The organism is Mycobacterium sp., from assembly GCF_019247615.1.
Lineage (GTDB): Bacteria > Actinomycetota > Actinomycetes > Mycobacteriales > Mycobacteriaceae > Mycobacterium.
The window spans coordinates 1-13,791 of record NZ_JAFBAT010000104.1 but is presented as its reverse complement, the minus strand read 5'-3'; the positions used below and the strand labels follow the sequence as shown (position 1 = coordinate 13,791).

Sequence of the window (13,791 nt, the reverse complement as noted above, 5' to 3'; positions counted from 1 at the left end):
CCGTGAGGACATGATCGACCCCGCGATCCTGCGGCCCGGGCGTCTCGACGTGAAGATCAAGATCGAGCGCCCGGACGCCGAGGCGGCGCAGGACATCTTCTCCAAGTACCTGACCGAGGAGCTGCCGCTGCATGCCGAGGACCTGGCCGAGTTCGGCGGCGACCGCACCGCCTGCATCAAGGCGATGATCGAGAAGGTCGTCGAGCGGATGTACGCCGAGATCGACGACAACCGGTTCCTGGAGGTCACCTACGCCAACGGTGACAAGGAAGTCATGTACTTCAAGGACTTCAACTCCGGGGCGATGATCCAGAACGTCGTCGACCGCGCGAAGAAGAACGCGATCAAGTCCGTGCTCGAGACCGGCCAACCGGGTCTGCGCATCCAGCATCTGCTGGACTCGATCGTCGACGAGTTCGCCGAGAACGAGGACCTGCCCAACACCACCAACCCCGATGACTGGGCGCGCATCTCGGGCAAGAAGGGCGAGCGGATCGTCTACATCCGCACGCTGGTCACCGGTAAGTCGTCGAGCGCTTCGCGGGCCATCGACACCGAGTCGAACCTGGGCCAGTACCTGTAAGCAGTTGTCGGAACTCCGTACACGCGACACTGAAACGACGCACACGACACGCCGCGGAGGGTCTGCATAGTTTCAGTCTGGACGGCGAATCGCCAGCCCTAGGCGGTCACCAGTGAATAGCTGTTTGACAAGTCGTCCTGCGTGACCTGGGCTGCGCGGGAGGTCGTGTCGATGCGCAACTCTTCAGTGAGCACGCGCGGCTGGTAGGACCACCCGTCCGGCAACTTGAGCCGGTCGCCCAGCTTCGGCAGATCGGCGCGCGACAGGCTGGGGTCGACCACCTGGCTCCAGGTTTGCATCACCCAGCGGTGCCCGTGGGGATCTTGGAGCTCGTAGATCTCTTCGCCGGCATTGAACACGAAGACCGTGTGGCGGCTGACCTTGTTCATCGTGTAGGGCGCCGGATTCATCGACGACAGCAGGACGGTGGCCTGCTGGATCATCTCGATGCCGCCGAAATTCTTGGTTATTCGCGGCCCTTGCTGCTGCTTTTCTATGGAATTCATCAGCCAGTAGCGCGGGCCGTTAAGCAACGCTGCGGCCGCGCCGTTTTCTGCGGCGATGGCCTGGGGATCGAGCTTGGACCACAGCTCGGCGGGGCAGTCGTTGAGCGGGAAGCTGTTGTACACCGTGGCCTGCGGGCCGGCCTCTCCGGAAATCACGAGAAGCACTTCGCCGTATCGCTTCCCGGCCACATCGGTCACTGGTTCACACGCTTTCCTTCGGCGGCCGCGGCATCAGGGTGAAATTAATCACTGCTGGGGGCGGCGTCAACTTCACACGCTGGCGCTCGTGCGGATCTCACGGCGGCGCGGTAGCGATTGCGCGCGATCAAGGTGGTGTGCAGGTCATCGATCAGTGGGTCGAGGAACCTCGAGCGATATTCGGCGTCGCCGGCCGCGCGGGCGCTGATGTACATGAACGTCAACGCACCGAGGAAGAGGGTCATATGGATCAGCGAATCGGGCACCGGCAGCGTAAATCCCAGCACGGTTGCGGTGCTCTTGTATGTGTGAGTCCACTCATTGAGCAGCGACGGGCTGAGCACGATCAGCCCCAGGGTCAAGTAGATCGCCGCGGTTACTACCGCCACCACGAGAATCTGCGCCAGTTGCGAGGCGGCCAGCACAAATGTCACGTTGAGCCGTTCGGCCCGTTTAAGCGGCGGGCAATCGGTGGCATCCGGCATGGTGGCAAACGGCGTGTCGGCCAGCGTTTCAGTGCTTTCGGGGCCACTGGGTCCCGCCGTGGCCGCCGATTGCAGCATCGGCCTGACGCGATCACGCGTGGCCGAGACGACGAAGGCGGCGGCGATGGAGACGAGGAATGCCATCGCCAGCCCGAGGCGGTTCCCGCTTATCGTCGCGGCCATGAGCCAGACATAAGTGTTGAAGAAGACTAACGCGGTCAGCAAGACCACTGGCAGCGCTCGGACGGCGAGAGCACCCACCGTCGCGAGGTGCGACAGCATCATGCGCACCGCCCACCCGACCACGGATCCGACTCCACAACCGGTCAAGATCAACACCACAACGAGGACGACGACTTCTTGGGCCAGTTGCATCGGCCCATCCACGGTGAGGGCCACGCACGCCACGACGATCACCGCGAGGGTCGCCAGGGCCGCACGTGTCCGGCCGCTGCGTGACCGCGACACCAGCCAGCCGACGAGCGCCATCAGCGGCAGGGCCAGCCCGACGATCGTCAACACGATCACCTCGGTGGTCGTCGGCTCGCCGGCGATCTCGACGTCGTGGCCGCCGGTGATGAGGTACAGCGCCAGCGTGCAAGCCTGCAGTGTCGCGTACGCCGCGAGCATGGGACTCGATCGCGGCCAGAGCCGTCGCCATCGGGACCGCCTCGTCAGCACCGCCGGCAAACCGCGCTCCAAGAACCAGCTTTCGGCCGCAGTGCCCGCCCTTGGCCGCCCGCGGGACGATCCCCCAGCCCGCCGATCAGGTGTGCGGCCCACCGAAAGGTTCATGCGGGCTCACCCTAGTGGGATCGGCCCCCATGTTCGCCATGTCTGGGCTCTCGCCCCGCTACGCGGGCCGCATCGTCGTCGCGCGGGCCTGATGGCGCGGCTCCTCCTCGCCCCGGCACGCGGGCCGCATCGTCGTCGCGCGGGCCTGATGGCGCGTCCTCCTCGCCCCGCTACGCGGGCCGCATCGTCGTCGCGCATAGTCTTAAGACATGCAACGGATTATCGGGACGGAGGTCGAGTACGGCATTTCCTCGCCGTCGGACCCGACCGCCAACCCGATCCTCACCTCGACGCAGGCGGTGTTGGCCTACGCGGCCGCCGCCGGCATTCAGCGCGCCAAGCGCACCCGCTGGGATTACGAGGTCGAATCGCCGCTGCGGGATGCCCGCGGGTTCGACCTGAGCCGCTCGGCCGGACCGCCGCCGGTGGTCGACGCCGACGAGGTCGGCGCGGCCAACATGATCTTGACCAACGGCGCGCGCCTCTACGTCGACCACGCGCACCCGGAATACTCTGCGCCCGAGTGCACCGATCCGCTGGACGCGGTGATCTGGGACAAGGCCGGCGAGCGGGTGATGGAGGCCGCCGCGCGCCACGTCGCCAGCGTGCCCGGGGCCGCCAAACTGCAGCTCTACAAGAACAACGTGGACGGCAAGGGCGCCTCCTACGGCTCCCACGAGAACTATCTGATGTCGCGGCAGACCCCGTTTTCGGCCATCATCGCCGGGCTCACCCCCTTCTTGGTGTCCCGGCAGGTGGTCACCGGCTCGGGCCGGGTCGGCATCGGGCCCGCCGGCGACGAGCCTGGCTTCCAGTTGTCGCAGCGTTCCGACTACATCGAGGTCGAGGTCGGGCTGGAGACCACGCTGAAGCGGGGGATAATCAATACCCGCGACGAACCGCACGCCGACGCCGACCGGTACCGCCGGCTGCACGTGATCATCGGGGATGCCAACCTCGCCGAGACGTCGACCTACCTGAAGCTGGGCACCACGGCGCTGGTGCTCGATTTGATCGAAGAGGGGCCGGCGCACGGGATTGACCTGTGCGACCTGACATTGGCCCGGCCGGTGCACGCGGTCCACGCGATCAGCCGCGATCCCTCGCTGCGGACCGCGGTGGCCCTGGCCGACGGTCGGGAGCTGACCGGTCTTGCGCTGCAACGAATTTATCTGGATCGGGTGGCGAAGCTGGTGGACGGGCGCGACCCCGACCCGCGCGCGGCGGACATTGTCGAAACCTGGGCGCGCGTGCTCGATCAGCTCGAGCGCGACCCGATGGACTGCGCCGAGCTGCTGGACTGGCCGGCCAAGTTGCGGCTTCTCGAGGGTTTCCGCCAGCGGGAGAACCTGAGCTGGTCGGCGCCGCGGCTGCACCTGGTCGACCTGCAGTACTCCGACGTCCGGCTCGACAAGGGCCTGTACAACAGGCTGGTCGCGCGCGGCTCGATGAAGCGCCTGGTCACCGAGCACCAGGTGCTCAACGCCGTCGACAACCCGCCGACCGACACCCGGGCCTACTTCCGCGGCGAATGCCTGCGCCGGTTCGGCGCGGACATCGCCGCGGCCAGCTGGGACTCCGTGATTTTCGACCTCGGTGGCGACTCGCTGGTACGCATCCCGACGCTCGAGCCCCTGCGGGGAAGCAAGGCGCACGTGGGAGCGCTGTTGGACTCCGTGGACAGCGCGGTGGAGCTGGTGGAGCAACTGACGAGCTGAGCTGCCCGGCGAGGATGCAGGCCGGCGCGGCCTGAGGAGAAGCCGAGGAGGTGAGCTGAGTTACACCAGGAAACGTCGGTGTCGACCGGTACTGTAGATATGACCAACGGGCGCGTGACGGGCCCTGAAAATGCAGGAGGCGGCGATGGCTCAGGAGCAGACCAAACGCGGCGGTGGCGGCGGCGACGATGACGACTTCGCCGACTCCACCGCCGCGGGCCAAGAGCGTCGCGAGAAGCTGGCCGAAGACACCGACGATCTGCTCGACGAGATTGACGACGTCCTTGAGGAAAACGCCGAGGACTTTGTCCGCGCGTACGTCCAAAAGGGCGGACAGTGACCTGGCCGTTCGCCGATCGCCTGTCCACTAACTCCCCACTCCCCGGCAATCCGGCTGTAAACCTGTCCTCGTTCGCCGACTTCCTCCGCCGCCAGGCGCCCGAGCTGCTGCCGCCGAGCTTCGGCGGTTCCGCACAAGCCGGCGCTGGGGGCGGCACGGGTGCCCAGCTGCCGCATGGTACGACGATCGTCGCGTTGAAGTACCCCGGTGGCGTTGTCATCGCGGGCGACCGGCGCTCGACGCAGGGCAACATGATCGCCGGGCGTGACGTGAAGAAGGTGTACATCACCGACGACTACACGGCCACCGGCATCGCGGGCACGGCCGCCATCGCCGTCGAGTTCGCCCGCCTCTATGCCGTGGAGCTCGAGCACTACGAAAAGCTCGAAGGCGTTCCGCTTACTTTTGCCGGCAAGGTCAACCGGCTCGCGATCATGGTCCGCGGAAACCTTGCGGCCGCGATGCAAGGCTTGGTGGCTCTGCCGCTGCTGGCCGGCTATGACATTCATGCGACGGATCCCGAAAGCGCCGGCCGCATCGTCTCGTTCGACGCGGCGGGCGGTTGGAACATCGAGGAAGAGGGCTACCAGTCGGTGGGGTCGGGCTCGATTTTCGCCAAATCGTCGATGAAGAAGCTGTACTCGCAAGTCACCGATGCCGATTCGGCCTTGCGTGTGGTCGTGGAGGCGCTCTACGACGCAGCTGACGACGATTCCGCCACCGGCGGACCGGATCTGGTTCGGGGGATCTATCCCACGGCTGTCATCATCGGCGCCGAGGGGGCGGCGGACGTGCCGGAGGCCCGGATCGCCGAACTGGCCCGCGACGTCATCGAAAGTCGCTCGCGTGCAGACACTTTCGGCCCGGACGCCGAGCAGCGGGGGGATAAGTAAGTGAGCTTCCCGTATTTCATCTCGCCCGAGCAGGCGATGCGCGAGCGCAGCGAGCTCGCGCGCAAGGGAATCGCGCGGGGACGCAGCGTGGTGGTGCTGGCCTACGCCGGTGGCGTGCTGTTCGTCGCCGAGAATCCCTCGCGGTCATTGCAAAAGATCAGCGAGCTCTACGACCGCGTGGGCTTCGCGGCCGCCGGGAAGTTCAACGAATTCGACAATTTGCGCCGCGGCGGGATTCAATTCGCCGACACCCGCGGCTACGCCTACGACCGACGCGACGTCACCGGCCGCCAACTGGCAAATGTGTACGCGCAGACGCTGGGCAGCATCTTCACCGAGCAGGCGAAGCCCTACGAGGTCGAGTTGTGCGTCGCTGAGGTCGCGCACTACGGCGAGTCCAAACCCCCTGAGCTGTATCGGATTACCTATGACGGCTCGATCGCCGACGAGCCGCAATTCGTTGTGATGGGCGGCACCACGGAGCCGATCACCACCGCGCTCAAGGACTCCTACGCCGAAAACGCCGATCTGCGAGACGCTTTAAGCATTGCGGTGGCGGCGCTCAAGGCGGGTAGCGCGGAAGCGTCGAACGGCAACCAGCCCTCCGTCGACGTGGCGAACCTTGAGGTTGCCATCCTCGACGCCAACCGGCCGCGACGCGCCTTTCGGCGCATCAACCGGCCCGCTTTGGAGAGCATGCTGCAGGAGATCAACGGCAAGCGCTCGAAGTCCAAGGGCTCGAAATCGACCGGCGAAGGGTCGGAACCGGACGGCAAATCGGAGGAGTAGATCCGCCCGATGAGATCCGCGGGCGCGGCTTCTGCACCTTTGCGGTGACACAACCAGTACCCTCGATTACGTGCAGCGGCGAATCATGGGCATCGAGACCGAGTTCGGTGTCACCTGCACTTTTCACGGCCATCGCCGCCTTTCGCCCGACGAGGTGGCGCGCTACCTCTTCCGGCGGGTGGTGTCGTGGGGCCGCAGCTCCAACGTTTTCCTGCGCAACGGCGCCCGGCTCTACCTCGACGTGGGCAGCCACCCCGAGTACGCCACCGCCGAGTGCGACAGCCTGGTGCAGCTCGTCACCCACGACCGGGCCGGCGAATGGGTGCTGGAAGACCTGCTCATCGACGCCGAGCAGCGTCTTGCCGATGAGGGCATCGGCGGCGACATCTACTTGTTCAAGAACAACACCGATTCCGCCGGTAACTCCTACGGCTGCCACGAGAACTACCTGATTGTGCGGGCCGGCGAGTTCTCCCGGATCTCCGACGTGCTGCTGCCGTTTCTGGTCACCCGCCAGCTGATCTGCGGGGCCGGCAAGGTGCTGCAGACCCCCAAGGCGGCGACGTTCTGCCTTTCCCAACGCGCCGAGCACATCTGGGAGGGCGTCTCCTCCGCCACCACCCGCAGCCGGCCGATCATCAACACCCGCGACGAGCCGCACGCCGACGCCGAGAAGTACCGCCGCCTGCACGTCATCGTCGGCGACTCCAACATGTGCGAGACCACCACCATGCTCAAGGTGGGCACCGCGGCGCTGGTGCTTGAGATGATCGAGGCCGGCGTCCCCTTCCGCGACTTCTCCCTGGACAACCCCATCCGCGCCATCCGCGAGGTGAGCCACGACATCACCGGTCGCCGGCCCGTGCGGCTGGCGGGCGGGCGTCAGGCCAGCGCGCTGGACATCCAGCGCGAGTACTACAGCCGAGCCGTCGAGCATCTGCAGACTCGGGAGCCCAACGCCCAGGTCGAGCAGGTCGTCGACCTCTGGGGCCGTCAGCTCGACGCCGTGGAAAGCCAGGACTTCGCGAAGGTCGATACCGAGATCGACTGGGTGATCAAACGCAGGCTGTTCCAGCGCTACCAGGACCGCTACAACATGGAACTGTCCGACCCGAAGATCGCCCAACTGGACCTGGCCTACCACGACATCAAGCGGGGGCGTGGCGTCTTCGATCTGCTGCAGCGCAAGGGGTTGGCGGCACGGGTCACCACAGACGAGGACATCGCCGAGGCCGTCGACCACCCGCCGCAAACGACCCGTGCCCGGTTGCGCGGGGAATTCATCAGCGCCGCTCAGGCCGCGGGACGGGACTTCACCGTGGACTGGGTCCACCTCAAGCTCAACGACCAGGCGCAGCGCACGGTGCTGTGCAAAGACCCGTTCCGGGCGGTCGACGAGCGCGTCAAGCGGCTCATCGCCAGCATGTAGTCACGTCGGCGGTGCTCCCGCCGATTCGGCGCGCCGGTGGAAGCGCCGGGGGAAGGGCATCGAATAACCTGGTGCAAATGGCGATCTCGAAAGTCGAGCGGTTGGTCAACCTCGTCATCGCTCTGCTCTCCACCCGCGGCTATATCACCGCCGAAAAGATCAGGTCCAGCGTCGCCGGCTACGCGGACAGCCCGAGCGCCGAGGCGTTCTCGCGGATGTTCGAGCGCGACAAGAACGAATTGCGCGACCTCGGCATCCCCCTAGAGGTCGGCAGGGTGTCGGTCATGGACCCCATTGAGGGCTATCGGATCAACCGGGACGCCTACGCGCTGCCGCCGGTGCGGCTGACCGCGGACGAGGCGGCCGCGGTGGCCGTCGCCACGCAGCTGTGGGAGTCACCGGAACTGATCACCGCCACTCAGGGCGCATTGCTGAAGTTGCGCGCCGCCGGCGTCGACGTCGATCCGGTGGATACCGGAACCCCGGTGGCCATCGCCTCGCCGGCCGGCTTGCCGGGTCTGCGTGGTTCCGAAGAAGTTCTCGGGATCCTGTTGGCGGCCATAGATTCTCGCCAGGCGGTGCAGTTCCAGCACCGCCCGTCGCGCGCCGAGCCGTACACCACGCGCACCGTCGAACCATGGGGAGTTATTACCGAGAAGGGCCGCTGGTATCTGGTCGGTCACGATCGCGACCGCGACGCCACCCGCACCTTCCGCCTGTCCCGGATCGGTGCCGAGGTCACCCCGATCGGGCCGCCCGGCGCGGTGACCGTGCCCGACGGGGTGGACCTGCGCAAGATCGTCGCGCAGACGGTCACCGAGTGGCCGACGGGCGGGCGGGCCCGGGTGTGGGTCGCCGACGGGCGGGCGACCGCCCTGCGCCGCGCCGGACGTTCCGCGGGCCCGCACCGGCTCGCCGACCGCGGCGGCGAGGTGATCGAGCTCGACATCGTGTCCGCCGATCAGTTGGCCCGTGATATCGCGGGATATGGTCCCGACGCCATCGCGCTCGAGCCGCAGTCGTTGCGCGAGGACGTCCTGGCCCGGTTGCGGTCGCACGCCGAGGATCCCGGCCGATGACCCCGGTATCCACAAGATTGGTCCGGCTGCTCAACATGGTGCCGTATTTTCAGGCCAACCCGAGGGTCACCCGTGCCAAGGCCGCCGCCGATCTCGGGGTTTCGGCCAAGCAGCTGGAGGCGGACCTCAACCAGCTGTGGATGTGCGGGCTGCCCGGCTACTATCCGGGTGACCTCATCGACTTCGAGTTCTCGGGCGACACCATCGAGGTGACGTTCTCGGCGGGCATCGACCGGCCACTGAAGCTCACGTCGCCGGAGGCCACGGGCCTGCTGGTGGCGCTGCGGGCGCTGGCCGATATACCGGGCGTCCTCGACCCCCGGGCGGCGCGCAGCGCGATTGCGAAGATCGAGGATGCGGCCGGCGCCGTCGGGCAGAACGCCCCGACTTCGGTGGCCGCGGTCGACGAGCCCGCGCCCGTCGAAAGTCGGGCCGCCGCCGCGGTGCGCACGGCGGTGCAGCACAAGCGCGCGCTGGCCATCGACTACTACTCCGCCTCGCACGACACGCTGACCAGCCGCGTCGTCGACCCCATCCGCGTCCTGCTGATCGGCGGCCAAAGCTACCTCGAGGCCTGGTTGCGGGAGGCCGAGGCGGTGCGGTTGTTCCGCTTCGACCGGATCGTCGAGGCCACTGAGCTGCCGGAGCCCGCCGCCGTCCCCGAGCCGGCGCTCCACGCGCCGCCGGACACGTCGCTGTTCGACGGCGACCCCTCGCTGCCGTCGGCGACGCTGCGGGTGGCGCCTGCCGCCTCTTGGATGTTCGAGTACTACCCGATGCGGGACGTGCGCGAGCTGCCGGACGGCTCGTGCGAGGCGGTCATGACCTACGCCTCCGAGGACTGGATGACGCGCCTCGTGCTCGGCTTCGGGTCGGCTGTGCGAGTGCTTGAACCCGAATCGCTCGCACGGCGTGTACGCGATACGGCTGCCGATGCGCTGGAGTCCTACCAGGTCGCGGCGCACGGGTGATGCGTCGAGTTGCTGGCGCGTCGCGGCGCGGGCACACCGGCGCATCCCCCGGCTGCGGTAGCATCATGTGGACGTCTGGAGGTAATCAAAGTGGGCAGTCTTAGTCCGTGGCACTGGGCGATCCTCGCTGTCGTGGTGATCTTGCTGTTCGGCGCCAAGAAGCTCCCCGATGCCGCGCGGTCGTTGGGCAAGTCAATGCGCATCTTCAAGTCGGAGCTTCGCGAGATGCAGACCGAGAGCAAGCCCGAAGCGCCTTCCATCGAAACCCCGCAGCCCGTGCAGTCGCAGCGGGTCGAACCGCCGGCGGCCACCGAGCAGGGGCACACGGAAGCGCGCCCGGCCTAGCCGCGTACTCGCGGTGCCCGAGCGTCACTGACCGAGCACTACACCAGCCCCGTGAAACGTTTGAGGGTTTCAGCGCGCGCCGCTGGCTTGCTGAGGCGGCTGAACCCGCGCAACAGGCGCAGTCGCACCAACCCGGACGCGACGATGTCGCTGGTCGACCACCTGACCGAGCTACGCACCCGGCTACTGATCGCACTGGCCGCGATCCTGGTCACCACGATTTTCGGGTTCGTCTGGTACTCGCATGCGATCTTCGGACTGGAAAGCCTCGGTGAGTGGCTGCGTCATCCGTACTGTTCGCTGCCGCAGTCGGCGCGGGCGGAGATCAGCCCCGACGGGCAGTGTCGGCTGCTGGCCACGGCGCCGTTCGACCAGTTCATGTTGCGGCTCAAGGTCGGGATGACGGCCGGGATCGTGCTGGCGTGCCCGGTGTGGTTCTACGAGCTCTGGGCGTTCATCACGCCCGGCCTCTATCAGAAGGAGCGCCGCTTCGCCATCGCGTTCGTGATTCCCGCGGCGGTGCTGTTCGTCGCCGGTGCCGTGCTCGCCTACTTTGTGCTGTCCAAGGCGCTGGGCTTCCTGCTGACCGTCGGCAGCGACGTGCAGGTGACCGCGCTGTCCGGGGACCGGTATTTCGGCTTCCTGATAAACCTGCTCGTGGTGTTCGGCGTGAGCTTCGAATTCCCGCTGCTGATCGTCATGCTCAACGCGGCGGGACTGCTGACCTACCAGCGGCTCAAGTCGTGGCGGCGGGGTCTGATCTTCTCGATGTTCGTGTTCGCGGCGGTGTTCACGCCCGGATCCGATCCGTTTTCGATGACCGCGCTCGGCATAGCACTGTCGGTGCTTCTCGAGTTCGCCATTCAGATCGCGAGGCTGCACGACAAGCGGAAAGCCAAGCGTGAAGCCCGTGCAATGATCCCCGACGACGAAGCATCGGTCATCGAACCGCCGTCTCCGATATCCGAGCCGATACCCGAGCCGTCCTTCACCGCCCGGCAACACGACGATGTCACTTAGCTCCCCTCGGCGCTCCCCTCGGCGCTCGCGCAAGCGCTCCCCTCGACGCTCGCGCGAGCGCTCCCCTCGGCGCGAGCGTGCACAGCTGCACGCGAAGTTCGGCGTGTCCGCGTACAGACACGCACGCTCGCGCAAGTCGGCGGCGGCGTGACGGCGCTGCCCGAGCTGACGCGGTTTGCCGCAGAACTGCGTTTTACGCTCGACGCCTTCCAGCAGCGGGCTTGCGCGGCGCTAGAACAAGGCCACGGCGTGCTGGTCTGCGCGCCGACCGGCGCGGGCAAGACCGTGGTCGGCGAGTTCGCCGTCCACCTGGCCCTGGCAGCCGGCGGCAAATGTTTTTACACCACGCCCCTCAAGGCCCTGAGCAACCAGAAGCACACCGACCTCACCCTGCGCTACGGCCGGGACCGGATCGGGCTGTTGACCGGCGACATGTCGGTGAACGCCGAGGCACCCGTGGTGGTGATGACCACCGAAGTGCTGCGCAACATGCTGTACGCGGATTCACCTGCGTTGCAGGGGCTTTCATACGTGGTGATGGACGAGGTGCATTTTCTCGCCGATCGGATGCGGGGCCCGGTATGGGAGGAGGTCATCCTGCACCTGCCCGACGAGGTGCGGGTGGTCAGCCTCTCGGCGACGGTGAGCAACGCCGAGGAATTCGGCGGCTGGATCCAGACCGTGCGAGGCGACACCACCGTGGTAGTCGACGAGCACCGGCCCGTTCCGCTGTGGCAGCACGTCTTGGTCGGCAAGCGCCTGTTCGACCTATTCGACTATCGAAACGCCCAGTCCGACCAGTCACGCGTCGATCCGGAGTTGATGCGCCACATCGCCCATCGCCGTGAGGCCGAGCGGATGTCTGACTGGCGAAGTCCTCGCCGGGAAGCGGGTAGGCGGGGCGGTGCACGGGCCGGTTCCGGCCGGCCGCGCTTCTACCGGCCGCCCGCAAGGCCGGACGTGATCGCGATCCTGGACTCTCACGGGCTGTTGCCTGCCATCACATTCGTGTTCTCGAGGGCGGGTTGTGACGCTGCGGTGAGCCAATGCCTGCGGTCGCCGCTTCGGCTGACCATCGAGGAGGAGCGCGCGCAGATCGCCGAGGTGATCGATCACCGTTGTGGTGATCTTGCCGACTCCGATCTGGCGGTGCTCGGCTACCACGAGTGGCGAGAAGGGCTGTTGCGCGGTTTGGCGGCCCACCACGCCGGAATGCTCCCGGCGTTTCGGCACACGGTCGAGGAGCTGTTCACCGCCGGCTTGATCAAGGCGGTATTCGCCACCGAGACGTTGGCGCTCGGCATCAACATGCCGGCGCGAACGGTGGTCCTGGAACGGCTGGTGAAGTTCAACGGCGAGCAACATGTGCCCCTGACGCCGGGGGAGTACACGCAGCTGACGGGCCGCGCCGGCCGGCGCGGCATCGACGTCGAGGGTCACGCGGTGGTGCTGTGGAACCCCAGCGAAGAGACCACGGAACCGTCCGCCGTGGCGGGCCTGGCCTCTACCCGCACCTTCCCGCTGCGCAGCTCGTTCGCCCCGTCGTACAACATGACGATCAACCTGGTGCACCGGATGGGCCCGGAGCAGGCGCACCAGCTCTTGGAGCAGTCGTTCGCCCAATACCAGGCCGACCGCTCCGTGGTCGGCCTGGTGCGCGGTATCGAGCGTGGCAATCGAATGCTCCACGAGATCTCCACGGACTTGGGCGGACCCGACGCGCCGATCCTTGAGTACGCCCGGATGCGGGCGCGGATCTCCGAAATGGAGCGCGCCCAGTCCCGGGCGTCGCGGCTGCACCGGCGGCAGGCGGCCAGCGACGCGCTGGCCGCCTTGCGCCGGGGCGACATCATCAACATCACCCACGGCCGGCGCGGCGGGCTGGCGGTGGTCCTGGAATCGGCCCGCGACACCGACGATCCGCGTCCGCTGGTCCTCACCGAGCACCGATGGGCGGGGCGAATTTCGTCAGCGGACTATTCGGGCGCTTCGGAACCCGTCGGATCCATGTCGTTGCCGAAGCGGGTAGAGCATCGCCAGCCACGGGTGCGGCGCGACCTGGCCTCGGCGCTGCGGTCGGCCGCCGCCGGGCTGGACCTTCCGTCCGCCCGTCGCGGCCGCGCTGACACAGACGGCTTCCACGACCCGGAGCTGGCCGCGTTGCGCGCGGATCTGCGCAAGCATCCTGCGCACCCCACCCACAGCAGCCCCCACGTCGAATCCCAGATCCGCGAGGCCGAGCGCTACCTGCGCATCGAACGCGACAATGCCCAGCTCGAAAAGAAAGTGGCCGCCGCCACCAACTCGCTGGCCCGGACGTTCGACCGGATCGTCGGGCTGCTGACCGAACGCGGCTTCATCCAAGGACCGGCCACCGATCCCCACGTCACCGACGACGGGCGGCTGCTAGCCCGCATCTACAGTGAGAGCGACCTGTTGGTCGCCGAATGCCTCCGCGCCGGCGCGTGGGCGGATCTCAAACCCGCCGAATTGGCGGCGGTGGTCTCGGCGGTGCTCTACGAATCGCGAGGCGGTGACGCGCCCGCCGGCGCACTTGCCGCCGAGGTGCCCACGCAACGATTGCGACAGGCGCTACAGCAGACGTCGAAGCTGTCCACCGCTCTGCGCGCCGACGAGCAG

At 67.2% G+C, this 13,791-nt stretch carries 12 protein-coding genes and 1 pseudogene; 11 read left to right on the top strand and 2 right to left on the bottom strand.

All coding sequences use genetic code 11. The features are described from left to right. Positions 1–583: pseudogene (locus tag JO059_RS06915) on the top strand (proteasome ATPase); the annotation flags it as partial. Between the two features lie 98 nt (positions 584–681). On the opposite strand, the gene JO059_RS06910 reads toward JO059_RS06915, so the two are convergent. Together JO059_RS06910 and JO059_RS06905 are read right to left on the bottom strand one after the other, a co-directional pair. Further along, positions 682–1,287 carry a hypothetical protein gene (locus tag JO059_RS06910; RefSeq protein WP_293315352.1) on the bottom strand — a complete coding sequence of 202 codons (606 nt, stop codon included), beginning with the start codon at positions 1,285–1,287 and terminating at the stop codon, positions 682–684. 44 nt (positions 1,288–1,331) lie between these two features. Beyond that, complete coding sequence (locus JO059_RS06905) at positions 1,332–2,567, bottom strand: hypothetical protein (protein WP_293315351.1); 1,236 nt, start codon at positions 2,565–2,567, stop codon at positions 1,332–1,334. Between the two features lie 209 nt (positions 2,568–2,776). On the opposite strand from JO059_RS06905, the gene dop reads away from it, so the two are divergent. The 10 genes from dop to JO059_RS06855 all read left to right on the top strand — a co-directional run. Further along, positions 2,777–4,285 carry a pup deamidase/depupylase gene (gene dop, locus JO059_RS06900; RefSeq protein WP_293315350.1) on the top strand — a complete coding sequence of 503 codons (1,509 nt, stop codon included), beginning with the start codon at positions 2,777–2,779 and terminating at the stop codon, positions 4,283–4,285. A gap of 145 nt (positions 4,286–4,430) precedes the next feature. Next, a complete protein-coding gene (locus JO059_RS06895; RefSeq protein ID WP_007170369.1) occupies positions 4,431–4,625 on the top strand; it encodes a ubiquitin-like protein Pup in 195 nt (64 codons plus the stop codon). Beyond that, the gene (gene prcB, locus JO059_RS06890; RefSeq protein ID WP_293315349.1) at positions 4,622–5,518 is read left to right on the top strand and encodes a proteasome subunit beta; all 897 of its coding nucleotides are present in this window, start codon (positions 4,622–4,624) and stop codon (positions 5,516–5,518) included. Before JO059_RS06895 ends, prcB begins: the two co-directional genes overlap by 4 nt. After that, on the top strand, positions 5,519–6,307 hold the full coding sequence (gene prcA / locus JO059_RS06885) for a proteasome subunit alpha (RefSeq protein ID WP_293315348.1): 789 nt from the start codon (positions 5,519–5,521) through the stop codon (positions 6,305–6,307). Positions 6,308–6,377: 70 nt separating this feature from the next. Further along, positions 6,378–7,736 carry a Pup--protein ligase gene (pafA, locus tag JO059_RS06880; RefSeq protein WP_293315347.1) on the top strand — a complete coding sequence of 453 codons (1,359 nt, stop codon included), beginning with the start codon at positions 6,378–6,380 and terminating at the stop codon, positions 7,734–7,736. 77 nt (positions 7,737–7,813) lie between these two features. After that, positions 7,814–8,815, top strand: a complete 1,002-nt coding sequence (locus JO059_RS06875; RefSeq protein WP_293315346.1) for a YafY family protein — start codon at positions 7,814–7,816, stop codon at positions 8,813–8,815. Next, positions 8,812–9,786: a YafY family protein gene (locus JO059_RS06870; protein ID WP_293315345.1), complete on the top strand. Its 975-nt coding sequence runs from the start codon at positions 8,812–8,814 to the stop codon at positions 9,784–9,786. The genes JO059_RS06875 and JO059_RS06870 overlap by 4 nt, the downstream gene beginning before the upstream one ends. Positions 9,787–9,876: 90 nt before the next feature. Beyond that, positions 9,877–10,131 (top strand): Sec-independent protein translocase subunit TatA, encoded by a 255-nt coding sequence (tatA, locus tag JO059_RS06865; protein WP_293315344.1) that lies wholly within the window; start codon positions 9,877–9,879, stop codon positions 10,129–10,131. Between the two features lie 51 nt (positions 10,132–10,182). Further along, positions 10,183–11,151 carry a twin-arginine translocase subunit TatC gene (tatC, locus tag JO059_RS06860; RefSeq protein WP_293315343.1) on the top strand — a complete coding sequence of 323 codons (969 nt, stop codon included), beginning with the start codon at positions 10,183–10,185 and terminating at the stop codon, positions 11,149–11,151. 147 nt (positions 11,152–11,298) lie between these two features. Beyond that, positions 11,299–13,791: RNA helicase (locus JO059_RS06855; protein ID WP_293315342.1), on the top strand; the 2,493-nt coding region annotated here is incomplete at its 3' end.